This window comes from Pseudomonas sp. R4-35-07 (assembly GCF_003852235.1).
In the GTDB taxonomy this organism is placed as follows: Bacteria; Pseudomonadota; Gammaproteobacteria; order Pseudomonadales; family Pseudomonadaceae; genus Aquipseudomonas.
Genome location: NZ_CP027732.1, coordinates 3468977 through 3485058, shown reverse-complemented (window position 1 = coordinate 3485058; position 16082 = coordinate 3468977). Strand labels below are relative to the sequence as shown.

14 protein-coding genes are annotated in these 16082 nt (G+C 60.0%); 9 read left to right on the top strand and 5 right to left on the bottom strand.

Features of this window, described 5'->3' with window-relative positions; translation table 11 throughout:
• Positions 1–324 precede the first annotated feature (324 nt).
• Positions 325–1581 carry an NADP-dependent isocitrate dehydrogenase gene (gene icd / locus C4J89_RS15880; RefSeq protein ID WP_124363290.1) on the top strand — a complete coding sequence of 419 codons (1257 nt, stop codon included), beginning with the start codon at positions 325–327 and terminating at the stop codon, positions 1579–1581.
• 74 nt (positions 1582–1655) lie between these two features.
• Here the strand turns inward: icd and cspD are convergent, their stop codons facing one another.
• Positions 1656–1922: a cold shock domain-containing protein CspD gene (gene cspD, locus C4J89_RS15875; RefSeq protein WP_124363289.1), complete on the bottom strand. Its 267-nt coding sequence runs from the start codon at positions 1920–1922 to the stop codon at positions 1656–1658.
• A 224-nt stretch (positions 1923–2146) separates the two neighbouring features.
• Here cspD and clpS point away from each other — a divergent pair, with 224 nt between their 5' ends.
• Both clpS and clpA read left to right on the top strand, forming a co-directional pair.
• Entirely contained in the window at positions 2147–2515 is a 369-nt protein-coding gene (gene clpS, locus C4J89_RS15870; RefSeq protein ID WP_005789091.1) for an ATP-dependent Clp protease adapter ClpS, read from the top strand.
• A gap of 29 nt (positions 2516–2544) precedes the next feature.
• Positions 2545–4815: an ATP-dependent Clp protease ATP-binding subunit ClpA gene (gene clpA, locus C4J89_RS15865; RefSeq protein ID WP_124414972.1), complete on the top strand. Its 2271-nt coding sequence runs from the start codon at positions 2545–2547 to the stop codon at positions 4813–4815.
• A gap of 246 nt (positions 4816–5061) precedes the next feature.
• Here the strand turns inward: clpA and infA are convergent, their stop codons facing one another.
• The 3 genes from infA to aat all read right to left on the bottom strand — a co-directional run bounded on the left by infA (position 5062) and on the right by aat (position 6825).
• The gene (gene infA, locus C4J89_RS15860) at positions 5062–5280 is read right to left on the bottom strand and encodes a translation initiation factor IF-1 (protein ID WP_002553999.1); all 219 of its coding nucleotides are present in this window, start codon (positions 5278–5280) and stop codon (positions 5062–5064) included.
• A 100-nt stretch (positions 5281–5380) separates the two neighbouring features.
• A complete protein-coding gene (locus C4J89_RS15855; protein ID WP_124363286.1) occupies positions 5381–6088 on the bottom strand; it encodes an arginyltransferase in 708 nt (235 codons plus the stop codon).
• Positions 6089–6144: 56 nt separating this feature from the next.
• A complete protein-coding gene (gene aat, locus C4J89_RS15850) occupies positions 6145–6825 on the bottom strand; it encodes a leucyl/phenylalanyl-tRNA--protein transferase (protein ID WP_124414971.1) in 681 nt (226 codons plus the stop codon).
• Positions 6826–7325: 500 nt separating this feature from the next.
• On the opposite strand from aat, the gene C4J89_RS15845 reads away from it, so the two are divergent.
• Genes C4J89_RS15845 through cysG form a run of 6 tightly spaced genes read left to right on the top strand, consistent with a single transcriptional unit; the run spans position 7326 to position 14828 of the window.
• Positions 7326–9734 (top strand): DNA translocase FtsK, encoded by a 2409-nt coding sequence (locus tag C4J89_RS15845; RefSeq protein ID WP_124363284.1) that lies wholly within the window; start codon positions 7326–7328, stop codon positions 9732–9734.
• Positions 9735–9788: 54 nt separating this feature from the next.
• Positions 9789–10412: an outer membrane lipoprotein chaperone LolA gene (lolA, locus tag C4J89_RS15840; RefSeq protein ID WP_124363283.1), complete on the top strand. Its 624-nt coding sequence runs from the start codon at positions 9789–9791 to the stop codon at positions 10410–10412.
• A gap of 27 nt (positions 10413–10439) precedes the next feature.
• Positions 10440–11765 (top strand): replication-associated recombination protein A, encoded by a 1326-nt coding sequence (locus C4J89_RS15835; protein ID WP_124414970.1) that lies wholly within the window; start codon positions 10440–10442, stop codon positions 11763–11765.
• Positions 11762–12136 carry a fluoride efflux transporter CrcB gene (crcB, locus tag C4J89_RS15830; RefSeq protein ID WP_124363281.1) on the top strand — a complete coding sequence of 125 codons (375 nt, stop codon included), beginning with the start codon at positions 11762–11764 and terminating at the stop codon, positions 12134–12136. Before C4J89_RS15835 ends, crcB begins: the two co-directional genes overlap by 4 nt.
• Positions 12137–12152: 16 nt before the next feature.
• Positions 12153–13433 carry a serine--tRNA ligase gene (gene serS / locus C4J89_RS15825; RefSeq protein WP_124363280.1) on the top strand — a complete coding sequence of 427 codons (1281 nt, stop codon included), beginning with the start codon at positions 12153–12155 and terminating at the stop codon, positions 13431–13433.
• Positions 13434–14828 (top strand): siroheme synthase CysG, encoded by a 1395-nt coding sequence (gene cysG / locus C4J89_RS15820; RefSeq protein ID WP_124414969.1) that lies wholly within the window; start codon positions 13434–13436, stop codon positions 14826–14828.
• A gap of 188 nt (positions 14829–15016) precedes the next feature.
• Here the strand turns inward: cysG and C4J89_RS15815 are convergent, their stop codons facing one another.
• The gene (locus tag C4J89_RS15815; protein ID WP_124414968.1) at positions 15017–16012 is read right to left on the bottom strand and encodes a glutathione S-transferase family protein; all 996 of its coding nucleotides are present in this window, start codon (positions 16010–16012) and stop codon (positions 15017–15019) included.
• Positions 16013–16082: the final 70 nt, after the last annotated feature.

Here is a 16082-nt window from a genome sequence, read left to right as displayed (position 1 = left end):
TTTCTGGCTGAAGGCTACTGTCTAGAGCGGTCAACCGTCGTGACTCTTTGGTCAGCGGCGGCATTATACATAGGTCGCTATGCTTACGCTGAGCCTTCATACAAAAGGTGGGTCGTCCATTGGTCTAAAGGTCGCAGGCAGCGCCTGTGCGGCTAAAGTCGCACGCTGTGCTCAAGATTGGCGATTTTGCCTTTGCTTTCAAGCTAGTAGGCGACAATTTATGCTGTTTTCGATGCAAATGAGCATGGCGCAAGGTTTCAGTCGCCATTTATCTGGAGTAGGCTCGAACGCAGCCAGATGTTCAATCCATAGATGGAGTTCAGCATGGGATACAAGAAGATTCAGGTTCCGGCAGTCGGCGACAAAATCACCGTCAATGCAGACCATTCTCTCAATGTTCCTGACCAACCGATCATCCCCTATATCGAAGGTGACGGTATTGGCGTCGACATCAGCCCGGTAATGATCAAGGTGGTCGACGCAGCTGTTGAAAAGGCCTACGGCGGCAAGCGCAAAATCTCGTGGATGGAGGTGTACGCCGGTGAGAAGGCCACCCAAGTCTACGACCAGGACACCTGGTTGCCTCAGGAAACTCTGGATGCGGTCAAGGATTACGTGGTGTCCATCAAGGGCCCGCTGACCACCCCGGTCGGCGGCGGCATCCGTTCGCTGAACGTAGCCCTGCGCCAGCAACTCGACCTCTATGTATGCCTGCGCCCGGTGCGCTGGTTTGAAGGCGTGCCCAGCCCGGTCAAGAAGCCGGGGGACGTGGACATGACCATCTTCCGTGAGAACTCCGAGGACATTTACGCCGGCATCGAGTGGAAGGCCGGTTCGCCTGAGGCGATCAAGGTGATCAAGTTCCTCAAGGAGGAGATGGGCGTTACCAAGATCCGCTTCGACCAGGATTGCGGCATTGGTATCAAGCCGGTATCGCTGGAAGGCACCAAGCGCCTGGCGCGCAAGGCCCTGCAATATGTAGTGGATAACGACCGCGACTCGCTGACCATCGTGCACAAAGGCAACATCATGAAGTTCACCGAAGGTGCCTTCAAGGAATGGGCCTACGAAGTGGCGGCCGAGGAGTTCGGCGCGACCCTGCTCGATGGCGGGCCGTGGATGCAGTTTAAGAACCCGAAGACTGGCAAGAACGTGGTGGTCAAGGATGCGATTGCCGATGCCATGCTTCAGCAGATCCTGCTGCGCCCGGCTGAATATGACGTGATTGCGACGCTCAACCTGAACGGCGACTACCTGTCTGACGCCCTGGCGGCGGAAGTGGGCGGCATCGGTATTGCGCCGGGTGCCAACCTGTCCGACACCGTGGCCATGTTCGAAGCCACCCATGGTACGGCGCCCAAGTATGCGGGCAAGGACCAGGTCAACCCGGGCTCATTGATTCTCTCGGCGGAAATGATGCTGCGGCACATGGGCTGGGTAGAGGCGGCCGATTTGATCATCAAGGGCACCAACGGCGCGATTTCGGCGAAGACCGTGACGTATGATTTCGAGCGCCTGATGGAGGGCGCTACGCTGGTGTCGTCGTCGGGCTTTGGTGATGCGCTGATCAAGCATATGTAAACAGGCAGAAAAACCGGCCGTGCTGATAACTCAGAATGGCCGGTTTAGCTCTCAAGACTTTGCCAAGTGGCTGGTCAGGCCCGTTGCGTTGTCGATAGCAGAGCAGGCGCTTCTGCTTTCGGCGCGTCTTTAGTAGCTTCTGGTGCTTTAATTTCTACGGCATGCTTGCCCTTGGGACCTTGAATGATCTCAAAGCAGACAGTCTGACCCGCTTTCAATGTCTTGTAGCCATCCATCTTGATTGCTGAGTAATGCGCAAAAAGGTCTTCAGCCTTGCCGTCTTCGTTAATGAAGCCGTAACCCTTGGCATTGTTGAACCACTTGACCTTACCACTAGCCATTCCCTTATCCCTCTGCACCAGACTCCATCACTGGAGTATCATCCCGTCTATCCGTCCTAACCCGAATAAATAAGGTTGACTGCGCGGACCTTTTTTACCCACTGTGGGCTCTATTGGTTGTAACACCGATTTGCTGATAGTCAAGGCGACCGAAGGGTCAGAGTTGAAAATCTGACAGCTCGCCCCCACCACTGTATTTGAACCACTGACGAACCTTTCTTTCCATGCATGCAAATAGCCAGATTCGACTAACATTCAATCAGGATCGCCCGGATCAGGAACATGACGACGACGGTTCTGCAGGCATTGCTGTTCAGGAGGCCAAGCCTGCTTTACAGGCGCCGCCGATGTACAAGGTGGTTTTGTTCAATGATGACTACACACCGATGGATTTCGTGGTCGAAGTGCTCGAGGTGTTTTTTAACCTGAACCGCGAGTTGGCGACCAAGGTAATGCTGGCCGTTCACACAGAAGGACGGGCAGTATGTGGAGTGTTTACCCGCGACATCGCCGAGACAAAGGCCATGCAGGTCAACCAGTACGCCAGGGAAAGCCAGCATCCGCTACTCTGTGAAATCGAGAAGGACGGTTAACGCCGACCACTTGGGTATGAGGTGAAGCTATGTTAAACCGCGAGCTCGAAGTCACCCTCAATCTTGCCTTCAAGGAGGCTCGTTCGAAGCGTCATGAATTCATGACCGTCGAGCACCTGCTGCTGGCACTTTTGGATAACGAAGCTGCCGCCACCGTTTTGCGTGCGTGCGGCGCCAACCTCGACAAACTCAAGCATGACCTGCAGGAGTTTATCGACTCCACCACGCCACTGATCCCCGTGCATGACGAGGACCGTGAGACCCAGCCGACCCTGGGCTTCCAGCGGGTATTGCAGCGTGCTGTATTCCACGTACAGAGCTCCGGTAAGCGTGAAGTCACGGGCGCCAACGTGCTGGTGGCGATTTTCAGCGAACAGGAAAGCCAGGCTGTGTTTCTGCTCAAGCAGCAGAGCGTAGCCCGTATCGATGTCGTCAACTACATCGCCCACGGTATCTCCAAAGTGCCTGGGCACGGCGATCATTCCGAGGGTGAGCAGGATATGCAGGACGAGGAGGGCGGTGAGTCTTCTTCTTCAAGCAACCCGCTGGATGCCTATGCCAGCAACCTCAATGAGCTGGCGCGCCAGGGGCGGATCGATCCGCTGGTGGGGCGTGAACTCGAGGTTGAGCGTGTGGCGCAGATCCTCGCGCGTCGTCGCAAGAACAACCCGTTGCTGGTAGGTGAAGCGGGCGTGGGTAAAACCGCGATCGCCGAAGGCCTGGCCAAGCGTATCGTCGACAACCAGGTGCCGGACCTGCTGGCCAACAGTGTTGTCTACTCCCTGGACCTGGGCGCCTTGCTCGCCGGGACCAAGTACCGTGGCGATTTCGAAAAGCGCTTCAAGGCGCTGCTCGGTGAGCTGAAAAAACGCCCGCAGGCGATTCTGTTCATCGACGAGATTCACACCATCATTGGTGCGGGCGCCGCGTCGGGCGGGGTGATGGATGCGTCCAACCTGCTCAAGCCGCTGCTGTCGTCGGGTGATATCCGCTGCATTGGCTCGACCACGTTCCAGGAATTCCGTGGAATCTTCGAAAAAGACCGTGCCTTGGCGCGCCGCTTCCAGAAAGTCGACGTGTCCGAGCCTTCGGTGGAAGACACCATCGGCATCCTGCGCGGGCTCAAGGGCCGTTTCGAGGCGCATCATGGCATCGAGTACACCGATGAAGCCTTGCGTGCAGCCGCTGAGCTGGCGTCGCGCTACATCAATGACCGGCACATGCCGGACAAGGCGATCGATGTGATCGACGAGGCGGGGGCCTACCAGCGCCTGCAGCCGGTCGAGAAGCGTGTGAAGCGCATCGACGTGCCTCAGGTCGAGGACATCGTGGCGAAGATCGCGCGTATTCCGCCTAAACACGTCAACAGCTCCGATAAAGAGCTGCTGCGTAACCTGGAACGTGACCTCAAGCTGACCGTGTTTGGCCAGGACGCGGCCATCGATGCGTTGTCCACCGCGATCAAGCTGTCGCGTGCGGGCCTCAAGTCGCCGGACAAGCCCGTGGGCTCGTTCCTGTTCGCCGGCCCGACCGGTGTCGGCAAAACCGAGGCGGCGCGCCAATTGGCCAAAGCCATGGGGATCGAACTGGTGCGCTTCGACATGTCCGAATATATGGAGCGTCACACCGTGTCGCGCCTGATCGGTGCGCCTCCGGGCTATGTCGGCTTCGACCAGGGCGGCCTGTTGACCGAGGCGATCACCAAGCAGCCGCATTGCGTATTGCTGCTCGATGAAATCGAGAAGGCGCATCCGGAAGTCTTCAACCTGCTGTTGCAGGTGATGGATCACGGCACCCTGACCGACAACAACGGGCGCAAGGCGGATTTCCGCAACGTAATCGTGATCATGACCACCAACGCCGGCGCTGAAACCGCTGCGCGGGCGTCGATCGGCTTTACGCATCAGGATCACTCCTCCGATGCGATGGAAGTGATCAAGAAGAGCTTCACGCCGGAGTTCCGCAATCGTCTGGACACCATTATCCAATTTGGTCGCCTCAGCCATGAGGTCATCAAAAGCGTGGTGGACAAGTTCCTCACCGAGCTTCAGGCGCAGTTGGAAGACAAGCGCGTGCAGCTGGAGGTGTCGGAAGCGGCGCGCAGCTGGATTGCGGAAGGCGGCTACGACGCGGCAATGGGCGCTCGCCCGATGGCGCGTCTGATCCAGGACAAGATCAAGCGGCCGTTGGCCGAAGAGATCCTGTTCGGCGAGCTCTCCGACCATGGTGGCGTGGTGCATATCGATCTGAAGGACGGCGAGCTGACCTTCGACTTCGAAACCACCGCTGAAATGGCCTGATCGTTCACTGCAATAACACAAAGGCGCCGAAAGGCGCCTTTTTGCTATCTGGAATACCATCACCAAAACGATGAAATTCCAATGTGGGAGGGGGCTTGCTCCCGATAGCGGTACATCAGCCAACCGTGTACTGGCTGACCCACTGCTATCGGGAGCAAGCCCCCTCCCACAGTGGTTTTCAGGTGTCAGGTAAATCTCATGCACACAAAAACGCCCGGCAGAACCGGGCGTTTTGTATTGACTTGCTTAGCGAGCGCGGTAAGTGATGCGCCCTTTGCTCAAGTCATAGGGCGTCAGCTCGACGCGCACTTTGTCACCGGTAAGAATACGAATGTAGTTCTTGCGCATCTTGCCGGAGATATGCGCGGTTACGACGTGCCCATTTTCCAACTCCACACGAAACATGGTGTTGGGCAGGGTGTCGACGACAGTGCCTTCCATTTCGAAGCTGTCTTCTTTCGACATGCAGTAAAGCCCTCGGTATCCAGTGAATGGCCCGGTGCAACTGCGCCAGGCAAAAGCGGCGTGCATTGTGCCCGAAAAAGGGTGTTCAAGCCAAGGGGTTCTAGTTAAGCGTTACCCATCTTTGATTAATTAGCAGTTCAATGGGCCGATATTGGGTCTTGTAGTTCATCTTTTTGCAGTTCTTGATCCAGTATCCAAGGTACACCGCCTCCAGTTCCAGGCGCAGTGCTTCACCTATCTGCCAGAGAATGGCAAAGCGTCCCAGGCTGCGGCGCTCTTCGGCAGGCTCATAGAAGGTGTACACCGCCGACAGGCCGTTGGGCAGCAGGTCGGTGACCGCCACCGCCAGTAGCCGTCCGTCGAGGCGGAATTCGTAGAAGCGCGAAAAAGGTAGGTCACGCACCAGGAAGGTGGAGAATTGATCGCGGCTGGGCGGGAACATATCGCCGTCGGCGTGGCGCTGTTCGATGTAGCGTTGATAAAGATCGAAGTATTCTTCGCTGTACTGCGGTTTGACCGCATTTACCGTCAGGTCGGCGTTGCGCTTGAGAATGCGTTTCTGGTTGCGATCCGGCACAAATTGCGCCACCGGAATCCGCGCCGGCACGCAAGCGTTGCAGTTTTGGCAGTGAGGCCGGTACAGGTGATCGCCGCTGCGCCGAAAGCCCATCTCCGACAGGTCGGCGTACACATGCACGTCCATCGGTTGGCTGGGATCGAGGAACAGCGTGGTGGCCTGCTCGTCGGGCAGATAGCTGCAAGAGTGGGCTTGAGTGGCATAGAACTTCAAGCGCGCCAGCTCGGTCATGATCAACCCTCGGGATAAGCTTTGAAATAAGTGTAAGCCAGGTACGCGGATGCCGCTTAAGAAACCCACGGCCCAGCGCTGGGCACGTCCAGATGATTGCGCAGCCACTGCGCGAACTCACTGCGCGGTATGGCGCGTGCGCCCAGGCTGTGCAGGTGGTCGTTGGGCATCTGGCAGTCAATCAGCACAAAGCCCCAGGCCTGCAATTGCCGGGTCAGCGTGGCGAAGCCGAATTTGGAGGCGTTGTCGGCGCGGCTGAACATGGACTCACCAAAAAACAATTGGCCCATCGCCAGGCCGTACAGGCCTCCGACCAGTTCCCCCTGGTCCCACACCTCTACCGAGTGGGCGTAACCACGCTGATGCAGCTCCAGGTAGGCGCTCTGGATGCCTTGCGTAATCCAGGTGCCATCGGCATAGGCGCGTGGCGCCGCACAGCCTTGAATAACCGCAGCGAAGTCTTGATCGAAGGTCACGCGATAGCGCTGTTGGCGCAATAATTTGCCGAGGCTGCGCGAGACATGCAGCTCGTCGGGGAATATCACGGTGCGTGGGTCCGGCGACCACCAGAGAATCGGCTGGCCTTCGGAGAACCAGGGGAAGCAGCCGTGACGATAGGCCTGGATCAACCGTGCGGCTGAGAGGTCGCCGCCGGCGGCAAGCAGGCCGTTGGGTTCGCGCATGGCCTTGGCCAGTGGCGGGAATGTGAGGGTGTCGCGTTGTAACCAGGTCAGCATGGCATCCAGGCTTACGGAAGGGGAGGGGAGTGGCAGGTTATTGGGCGCCTGCCCCAAGCGGTGATTATTGTCGACACAGCGCCATGGGGCCAGCCCGAATAGGTTTTCGGCGCGGATTAGCGTGTAAGGGTGTTTCTGCAACTCTGTGCATAAGGCGCGGTCGTAATCGGGTCTGGCCAGTGCAGGCCATTTGCCAAGCTTGCCTGGTTTGCTAAATACAGCGCATAAGCCTTTGTCAGCAAAGACAATGCATGCTCAAATTGAACAGGCTGCGACACCTGGAGGGTTCACGCTGCCGGGTGACGGGCAAGTGCGTGGCATCGCGCACGCAAACCCGTACAATGCGGCGATCGTGGCGTTATCGCCATTTCGCCTATGGGTTTGGCAGTGTTAAAAGTAGATTCAGCAACATTCGTCATTTTTCAGCTGCTCGGGACAGAGCAGTCGTGTGCAGTCATTCAACAGATGGACGCGCTAAAAGGCGCAGGAAAAGACCCGTTTTGAAGAAATCCGCCGCAACACCCAAAGCAGCAGTCGTGCCGGCCTGGCGTCAGCACCTGCATTACCGACTCAAGGAAGGTGCGCTGATCGCTATCGGCGCGCTGTGCCTGTTCCTGATGATGGCCTTGCTCACCTATGGCAAGGACGATCCTGGCTGGAGCCATAACAGCAAAATCGACGACGTGCAGAATTTCGGTGGCCCGGTGGGTTCCTACAGCGCCGATATCCTGTTCATGATTCTCGGTTATTTCGCGTACATCTTCCCGCTGCTGCTGGCGATCAAGACCTGGCAGATCTTCCGCCAGCGGCATGAGCCGTGGCAGTGGAGCGGCTGGCTGTTTTCCTGGCGCCTGATCGGGCTGGTGTTCCTGGTGTTGTCCGGCGCCGCCCTGGCGCATATCCATTTCCACGCGCCCACCGGTTTGCCGGCGGGTGCGGGCGGGGCGCTGGGCGAAAGCCTGGGCGACTTGGCGCGCCGCACCCTGAATATCCAGGGCAGCACCCTGATGTTCATCGCACTGTTTCTGTTCGGCCTTACGGTGTTCACCGACCTGTCTTGGTTCAAGGTGATGGACGTGACCGGCAAGATCACCCTCGATCTGTTCGAGTTGTTCCAGGGGGCCGCCAACCGCTGGTGGGCGGCGCGTGTCGAGCGCAAGCAAATGGTTGCGCAGCTGCGCGAAGTGGACACCCGCGTCAACGAGGTGGTGGCTCCCAGCACGCCGGACCGCCGCGAGCAGGCCAAGGTCAAGGAACGCCTGATCGAGCGCGAACAGGCCCTGAGCAAGCACATGTCGGACCGCGAGAAGCAGGTGCCGCCGGTGATCGCTCCCGCGCCGCCCAAGGCGCCCGAGCCAAGCCATCGCGTGCAGAAAGAAAAGCAGGCCCCGCTGTTTATCGACAGCGCCGTCGAAGGCACCCTGCCGCCGATCTCGATTCTCGACCCGGCGGAAAAGAAACAACTCAACTACTCGCCCGAATCCCTGGCGGCCGTCGGCCACCTGCTGGAAATCAAGCTCAAGGAATTCGGGGTCGAAGTGTCGGTGGACTCGATTCACCCAGGCCCGGTGATTACCCGTTACGAAATCCAGCCGGCTGCGGGCGTCAAGGTCAGCCGTATTTCCAACCTGGCCAAAGACCTGGCCCGTTCCCTGGCTGTGACCAGCGTGCGCGTGGTGGAAGTGATTCCCGGCAAAACCACCGTGGGTATTGAGATTCCCAACGAAGACCGCCAGATCGTGCGGTTCTCCGAGGTGCTGTCGACCCCGGAATATGACAATTTCAAATCGCCGGTCACCTTGGCCCTCGGCCATGACATCGGCGGCAAGCCGGTGATCACTGACCTTGCGAAAATGCCGCACCTGCTGGTGGCCGGTACCACCGGTTCCGGTAAGTCGGTGGGCGTGAACGCAATGATCCTGTCGATCCTGTTCAAATCCGGCCCGGACGACGCCAAGCTGATCATGATCGACCCGAAAATGTTGGAATTGTCGATCTACGAAGGCATTCCGCACCTGCTGTGCCCGGTGGTCACCGACATGAAGGACGCCGCCAACGCCCTGCGCTGGAGCGTCGCCGAGATGGAACGTCGCTACAAGCTGATGGCGAAGATGGGCGTGCGTAACCTGTCTGGCTTCAATGCCAAGGTCAAGGAAGCCCAGGACGCCGGCACACCGCTGACCGATCCGCTGTACAAGCGCGAAAACATTCACGACGAAGCGCCGCTGCTGACCAAGTTGCCGACCATCGTGGTGGTGGTCGACGAATTCGCCGACATGATGATGATCGTCGGCAAGAAGGTCGAAGAACTGATCGCGCGTATTGCCCAGAAGGCCCGTGCGGCCGGGATCCACTTGATCCTCGCGACCCAGCGGCCGTCGGTGGATGTGATCACCGGCCTGATCAAGGCCAACATCCCCACGCGCATGGCGTTCCAGGTGTCGAGCAAGATCGACTCGCGGACCATCATCGACCAGGGCGGCGCCGAGCAACTGCTGGGCCACGGTGACATGCTCTACATGCCGCCCGGCACCAGCCTGCCGATCCGTGTGCACGGTGCCTTCGTGTCCGACGATGAAGTGCATCGCGTGGTGGAAGCCTGGAAACTGCGTGGTGCACCGGAATATAACGACGAGATCCTCGCCGGCGTTGAAGAGGCCGGTAGCGGCTTCGACGGTGGCAGCGGCGGTGGCGACGATGACGCCGAAACCGACGCGCTGTACGACGAGGCCGTGGCGTTTGTGCTGGAAAGCCGTCGCGCCTCGATTTCTGCGGTGCAACGCAAGCTGAAGATTGGCTACAACCGCGCAGCCCGCATGATCGAGGCCATGGAAAACGCTGGCGTCGTCACCGCAATGAACACCAACGGCTCGCGTGAAATCATCGCCCCCGGGCAGATGCGCGACTGATCCCGCGCCGCGTGGCAGCACGCGGCGCGCCCTGATTACTCAATGAGGATTCCCATGCGCATTATCCGCATGCTGTTGTTGCCGGTACTGGCCCTGACCGCCGCTTCGGCTCACGCTGACCCGGCTTCGGTGGCCAGCCTGAAGAACCTGCTGGACAAATCCCAGACCCTGACCGCGCGCTTTTCCCAGCTGACCCTGGACGCCGGTGGCACCCAGTTGCAGGAAACCGCGGGTGAAATGGCTGTGCAGCGTCCTGGCCTGTTCTACTGGCATACCGAAGGCAAGGCCGAACAGACCATCGTTTCCGACGGCCAGAAAGTCACGCTGTGGGACCCGGACCTGGAGCAGGCGACCATCAAGAAGCTCGACCCACGGCTGAACCAGACGCCAGCGCTGCTGCTGTCGGGCGATGTATCGAAGATCAACGACAGTTTCGATATCACCTCCAAGCAAACCAGCAACGTGATCGAATTCACCCTCAAGCCAAAATCCAAGGACACGCTGTTTGACAGCCTGCAACTGTCGTTCGGTAACGGTGTGATCAATAACATGCGCCTGATCGACAGCGTCGGCCAGCGCACCGATATCCTGTTCTCCGGGGTCAAGGCCAACCAGCCGGTGCCCGCCTCCAAGTTCAAGTTCGACATCCCCAAGGGTGCCGACGTGATCCAGGAATAAACTCCCCAGAGGTTTCAAACGCTGCCCATGGATCTGTTTCGAAGTGACCCGATTGCCCAGCCTCTGGCCGCGCGCCTGCGCTCGACCAACCTGGACGAGTACGTCGGTCAGCAACACCTGCTCGCTCGCGGCAAGCCCTTGCGTGAAGCCCTGGAGCAGGGTGCGCTGCACTCGATGATTTTCTGGGGGCCGCCGGGGGTGGGTAAAACCACCCTGGCGCGGCTGCTGGCCAAGGTCTCGGATGCGCACTTCGAAACGGTCTCTGCCGTGCTGGCCGGGGTCAAGGAGATCCGTCAGGCGGTGGAAATCGCCAAGCAGCAGGCCGGGCAATACGGCAAGCGCACCATCCTGTTCGTCGACGAAGTGCATCGCTTCAACAAGTCCCAGCAGGATGCGTTCCTGCCGTACGTCGAAGACGGCACGCTGATCTTTATCGGCGCCACCACCGAAAACCCTTCGTTCGAATTGAATAACGCGCTGCTCTCGCGGGCGCGCGTCTACGTGCTCAAGAGCCTGGACGAGGCGGCGATGCAGAAGCTGTTGCAGCGCGCCTTGACCGAAGACAAGGGGCTTGGCAAGCGCCAACTGAGCGTCAGTGAAGAGGGCTTCAAGATCCTGCTCACCGCCGCCGATGGCGATGGCCGGCGGTTTCTCAACCTGCTGGAGAACGCCTCGGACCTTGCCGAAGATGGCGGCGAGATTGGCGTCGACCTGCTGCAAAGCCTGCTGGGCGACACACGCCGGCGTTTCGATAAGGGCGGCGAAGCGTTCTACGACCAGATATCGGCGCTGCACAAATCCGTCCGTGGCTCCAACCCGGACGGCGCGCTGTACTGGTTTGCGCGCATGATCGACGGCGGTTGCGACCCGTTGTACCTGGCGCGCCGCGTGGTGCGCATGGCCAGCGAAGACATCGGCAATGCCGACCCGCGCGCCCTGAGCCTGTGCCTGGCCGCCTGGGACGTGCAAGAGCGCCTCGGCAGCCCGGAAGGCGAGCTGGCGGTGGCCCAGGCCATTACCTACCTGGCATGCGCGCCCAAAAGCAACGCGGTGTACATGGGCTTCAAGTCGGCGCTGCGCGCAGCGGCCGAACACGGTTCCCTCGAAGTGCCGATGCACTTGCGCAACGCACCGACCAAGTTGATGAAACAGCTGGGTTACGGTGACGAGTACCGCTATGCCCATGATGAGCCGGACGCTTACGCGGCCGGTGAAGACTACTTTCCCGATGAGCTGGAACCGTTGCCGCTCTATCAGCCGGTGCCCCGTGGCCTGGAGCTGAAAATCGGTGAGAAGCTCAATCATCTGGCCGCACTCGATCGTTTAAGTCCCAGGCAGCGGAGAAAATCATGATTCCTTTAGTGGTCGCCGTCTCGGCGGGCGGTATCGCGGGTACACTGCTGCGCTTTGCGACGGGTAACTGGATCAACGCGAATTGGCCCAAGCACTTCTATACCGCGACGCTGGCCGTTAATATCGTGGGCTGCCTGTTGATCGGTGTTTTATACGGCCTGTTCCTGGTGCGTCCCGAAGTACCGATTGAGGTGCGCGCCGGACTGATGGTTGGCTTCCTTGGCGGCCTGACGACCTTTTCATCATTTTCACTGGATACCGTACGCCTGCTGGAAAGCGGGCAAGTGCTGCTGGCGATTGGCTATGCAGCTATCAGCGTATTCGGCGGGCTGCTCGCCACCTGGGCCGGCCTGTCCTTGACCAAACTTTGATAAACGAGAGACCGACATGCTCGATTCCAAACTGTTACGTAGCAACCTTCAGGACGTAGCGGACCGCCTGGCATCCCGTGGCTTTGCCTTGGATGTTGCGCGCATCGAAGCGCTGGAAGAACAGCGCAAGACCGTCCAGACCCGCACCGAAGCACTGCAGGCTGAGCGGAATGCGCGTTCCAAGTCCATCGGTCAGGCCAAGCAGCGCGGCGAAGACATCGCGCCGTTGATGGCGGACGTCGAGCGCATGGGCACCGAGCTGTCCGACGGCAAAGCCGAGCTGGACAAGATCCAGTCCGAGCTGGATTCGATCTTGCTGGGCATCCCCAACCTGCCTCACGAATCGGTGCCGATTGGCGCGGACGAAGACGGCAACGTTGAAGTGCGTCGCTGGGGCACGCCAAAAGCCTTCGATTTCGACATCAAGGACCACGTTGCCCTGGGCGAATTGACCGGCGGCCTGGATTTCGAAACCGCCGCGAAAATGTCCGGCGCGCGTTTCGCCCTGTTGCGTGGCCCGATTGCGCGCATGCATCGTGCCCTGGCGCAGTTCATGATCAACCTGCACACCGCCGAGCACGGTTACGAAGAGGCCTACACCCCGTACCTGGTGCAAGCGCCGGCGTTGATGGGCACCAGCCAGTTGCCGAAATTCGAGGAAGACCTGTTCAAGATCAGCCGCGACGGCGAAGCGGACCTGTACCTGATCCCGACCGCCGAAGTGTCGCTGACCAATATCGTCGCTGGCGAAATCCTCGATGCCAAACAACTGCCGTTGAAATTCGTCGCCCACAGCCCGTGCTTTCGCAGTGAAGCCGGCGCGTCGGGGCGCGACACCCGTGGCATGATCCGCCAGCACCAATTCGACAAGGTGGAGATGGTCCAGGTGGTCGAGCCGTCCAAATCCATGGAAGCGTTGGAAGGCCTGACGGCCAACGCCGAACGCGTCCTGCAGTTGCTGGAACTGCCGTATCGCGTGCTGGCGTTGTGCACCGGCGACATGGGTTTCAGCGCCGTGAAGACCTACGACCTCGAAGTGTGGGTGCCGAGCCAGGACAAGTACCGCGAGATTTCGTCGTGCTCCAACTGCGGCGATTTCCAGGCCCGACGCATGCAGGCGCGTTTCCGCAACCCGGAAACCGGCAAGCCGGAACTGGTGCACACCCTCAACGGTTCGGGCCTGGCGGTAGGCCGTACGCTGGTGGCAGTGCTGGAAAACTACCAGCAGGCCGACGGTTCGATTCGTGTGCCTGAGGTGCTCAAGCCGTACATGGCGGGCGTCGAGGTCATCGGCTAAATGGAATTTCTGCCGCTGTTTCATAACCTGCGCGGCAGTCGTGTGCTGGTCGTCGGCGGCGGGGAGATTGCCTTGCGCAAATCCCGGCTGCTGGCCGATGCCGGGGCGTTGCTGCGGGTGGTTGCTCCCCAGATCGAAGACCAGTTGCGTGAACTGGTGCTGGGCAGTGGCGGGGACCTGACGTTGCGTGGTTATCAGGAGACGGACCTCGACGGTTGCGTGCTGATCATCGCGGCCACCGACGACGAGCCACTGAACGCGCAAGTGTCCAGTGATGCCAAGCGGCGCTGTGTACCGGTCAATGTGGTGGATGCGCCGGCCCTGTGCAGCGTGATCTTCCCGGCGATCGTCGACCGTTCGCCATTGGTGATCGCGGTGTCCAGCGGCGGCGATGCGCCGGTACTGGCGCGCTTGATCCGCGCCAAGCTGGAAACCTGGATTCCGTCCACCTATGGCCAGTTGGCAGGGTTGGCGGCGCGTTTTCGTGCCCAGGTCAAAGGTTTGTACCCGGATGTGCAGCAGCGCCGGGCGTTCTGGGAAGAAGTGTTCCAGGGCCCGATTGCCGATCGGCAACTGGCCGGGCAGGGCGATGAGGCTGAGCGTCTGTTGATCGAAAAGGTCAATGGCGCGCCGCCTTACGCACCGGGTGAGGTATACCTGGTGGGTGCAGGCCCGGGCGACCCGGACCTGCTGACCTTCCGTGCCTTGCGCCTGATGCAGCAAGCCGACGTGGTGTTGTATGACCGGTTGGTGGCTCCAGCGATCCTGGAACTGTGCCGCCGGGATGCCGAGCGCGTGTACGTCGGCAAGCGTCGCGCCGATCATGCCGTGCCGCAGGATCAGATCAACCAACAACTGGTGGACCTGGCCAAGCAAGGCAAGCGCGTGCTGCGCCTCAAGGGCGGCGATCCGTTCATTTTCGGGCGTGGCGGCGAAGAGATCGAGGAATTGGCGGCCCATGGCATCCCGTTCCAGGTGGTTCCGGGGATCACGGCGGCCAGCGGTTGCGCGGCGTATGCGGGCATTCCGTTGACGCACCGTGACTACGCGCAGTCGGTGCGCTTTATCACCGGGCACCTGAAGAATGGCACCTCGGACCTGCCCTGGCAGGACCTGGTCGGGCCGTCGCAGACCCTGGTGTTCTACATGGGCTTGATTGGCTTGCCGATCATCTGCGAGCAATTGATCAAGCACGGGCGCGCGCCGGATACGCCGGCGGCGTTGATTCAGCAGGGCACCACCGCCAACCAGCGCGTATTCACCGGCACCCTGGCCGACTTGCCGCGCATGGTGGCGGAGCATGAAGTGCATGCGCCGACGCTGGTGATTGTGGGTGAGGTGGTGGTGTTGCGCGAGAAGCTGAAGTGGTTCGAAGGCGCTCAGGCCCAGGTCTGAGACCAATTGATCGTTCCCACGCTCTGCGTGGGAATGCCACCTTGGACGCTCCGCGTCACGCGGTACAGCTCAATGTAGACAAGTGACGTGGAGCGTCACGGGGTGCATTCCCACGCAGAGCGTGGGAACGATCAGTGTGGGAGGGGGCTTGCCCCCGATGAGGCCACCAGCTTCAGCCATCATCCGGATCAGCTCCACACACCTTTGCCACTCAAACGCTGGCGATCATGCCCGGCATCAAACCGCTGCAGCGGCCCCTTCGGCACAATCCCCGTCGGGTTGATCGTCCGATGGCTGGCATAGTAATGCCCCTTGATGTGCTCAAAATTCACCGTCTCGGCCACCCCCGGCCACTGATACATTTCCCGCAACCAATTGGACAAGCTCGGATAATCGGCAATCCGCCGCAGGTTGCATTTGAAGTGGCTGTAATACACCGCATCAAAACGAATCAGCGTGGTGAACAGCCGCACATCCGCCTCGGTCAGGTGCTCGCCGGCCAGGTAGCGATGCTCGCCCAGGTGCTGCTCCAAATGGTCCAGCTCGGCAAACACGTCATCGAACGCACCTTCATAGGCCTGCTGCGAGGTGGCGAACCCTGCGCGGTACACGCCGTTGTTCACGGCCGGGTAGATGCGTTCGTTCAGCGCATCGATGGTCGTGCGCAGTGCGTCGGGATAGAAATCCAGGGTATTACCGGTCAGCTCATCAAATGCGCTATTGAACATGCGGATGATCTCCGCCGACTCATTGCTGACGATGCGTTTGAGCTGCTTGTCCCATAACACCGGCACCGTGACACGCCCGCTGTAGTCAGCGGTATCAGCGGTGTAACGCTGATGCATGAAGTCGAAGCCGTCGAGCGCGTCGCCGCTGGAGCCGTGGGCCTTGTCGAAGGTCCAGCCGTTTTCCAGCATCAGCCAACTGACCACCGAGACGTCGATCAGGCTTTCCAGGCCCTTGAGCTTGCGCAGGATCAAGGTGCGGTGGGCCCAGGGGCAGGCCAGAGAGACGTAGAGGTGATAGCGACCCGCCTCGGCCTTGAAGCCGCCTTCGCCACTCGGGCCGGGCTGGCCGTCGGCGGTCACCCAGTGGCGGCGTTGCGCCTGTTCACGCTGGAACGCGCCGTCTGCGCTACTTTCGTACCATTGGTCTTTCCAGTGTCCTTCAATCAGCAAACCCATGACTGGCTCCTTGGCTAATAAACGTTGGAGCCCAGTCTAAAGGGATGAGTTCGAACTAAAAGCGCAAAGA